The organism is Caballeronia sp. INML1 (assembly GCF_023631085.1).
GTDB classification, from domain to species: Bacteria; Pseudomonadota; Gammaproteobacteria; order Burkholderiales; family Burkholderiaceae; genus Caballeronia; species Caballeronia turbans.
In genome coordinates this window covers 1-1449 of record NZ_JALQDT010000098.1, presented here as the reverse complement: position 1 = coordinate 1449, position 1449 = coordinate 1, and the positions used below count along the sequence as shown (strand labels likewise).

1 protein-coding gene is annotated in these 1449 nt (G+C 56.3%); it reads right to left on the bottom strand.

All coding sequences use genetic code 11. The features are described 5' to 3' along the window. Positions 1 to 33: 33 nt before the first annotated feature. Positions 34 to 1397, bottom strand: a protein-coding gene (locus NCR38_RS33970; RefSeq protein WP_250478536.1) for an IS3 family transposase whose coding sequence is annotated in 2 segments (ribosomal slippage) — positions 34 to 897 and positions 900 to 1397 — 1362 coding nt in all. Because the reading frame shifts where the segments join, the coding sequence is not laid out codon by codon here. Positions 1398 to 1449: the final 52 nt, after the last annotated feature.

The following is a 1449-nucleotide window of genomic DNA, read 5'->3' as shown; positions in this document are numbered from 1 at the left end:
TGAACTGACCCCGCAAAGTTGGACAGGTTTGGGCTAAGGCCGTGAGGGCTGAGTTCTGTACATTACAGGACTCAGCCCTTTTAGCTTTAGCTTGATGCGGTGATGATTGTAGTAGTGAATGTAGTGTCTGATTCCGGCCTGAAGGGCTTCGATGCTCTCGAAGCGATTCGGGTAGAAGAACTCCGACTTCAAGGTACCGAAGAAGCTTTCCATGGTGGCGTTGTCGTGGCAGTTGCCCTTGCGTGACATGCTTTGCGTCAGGGCTCGTTGCGAGACCAACGCCTGATAAGCGTCCATCTGGTAGTGCCAGCCTTGATCTGAGTGAACCACGGGGCGATCGTCAACGCCCAGCCTCCTGAACGCCTTTTTGATCATGCGTGCGACCATCGCGAAGGCCGGACGAGTGGCCGTTTCGTAAGCGACAATCTCACCGTTATACAAATCTAGCACCGGCGACAAATAGAGCTTTCGCTCGCCCACCCGGAATTCGGTGATATCGGTGACCCACTTCTGATTTGGCGCGTCGGCATCGAACTGTCTTTGCAGTACGTTCGGCGCAATACGTCCCACCGTCCCCCGGAATGCCCGAAACTTCTTCGGTCGCACCAGCGACTTCAGTTTCATAAGCTGCATCAACCGCTGGACAGTTTTGTGATTCACGCGCGTGCCCAGATGCCGGATCGCGCTGGTGATGCGCCGATAGCCATAACGCCCTTTGTGCTGCTCGAAGACAGAACGGATACGCGCCTTGAGCTGCGCGTGTTTGTCCGCCTTCTGCGAGGCCTTGCATTGGTAATAGAACGTGCTGCGCGCAAGGCCCGCCACTTTCAGCAAGCCGTCGAGCGGAAACTCATGCCTTAACCCGGCCACTATTTGCGCTTTTTGCGCTGCGCTGTGGGGCTTTCCGAGCGGATCAAGGCATCGAGTTTTTTTAGGTACGCATTCTCCATGCGCAGATAGTTCAGCTCCTTCAGGAGCTCTTCCTTCGTGCGCGCCTCGTCGGATTTCGACGACACAGGCGGCGCAGATGACTTGGGTTGCTTCACGGAGCGTCCTCGGGGGCGCGGCTCAAGGGCCTGCATACCTCCCGAATCATACCGGCGCTTCCAGACACTGATCACGCTCGGATTGCGGATATCGAAGATTGCAGCCGTCTCTCGACACGACAGTGCCTTCGTGTGCATGAACTGCAGCACCTTCAGCTTGAATTGGCCGTCGTAGCGACTGTACTTCTTCTGCAACGCCGCCTCGCCGTGCGCGCGCCATGCCGCCACCCAAATCCGCACTGTACCGTGGTCTACACCATGCCGATACGCCACTGCTCCACTACCACCATATTTGCCTGACAGATAGTCTTCGACGACGGCTCGCTTAAATTGCGCGCTGTGCTTGCTCATAAAAAACACCCCAAGTCGTTGGACGGTTGTCCAACTTTTGGGGTGCAGTTCA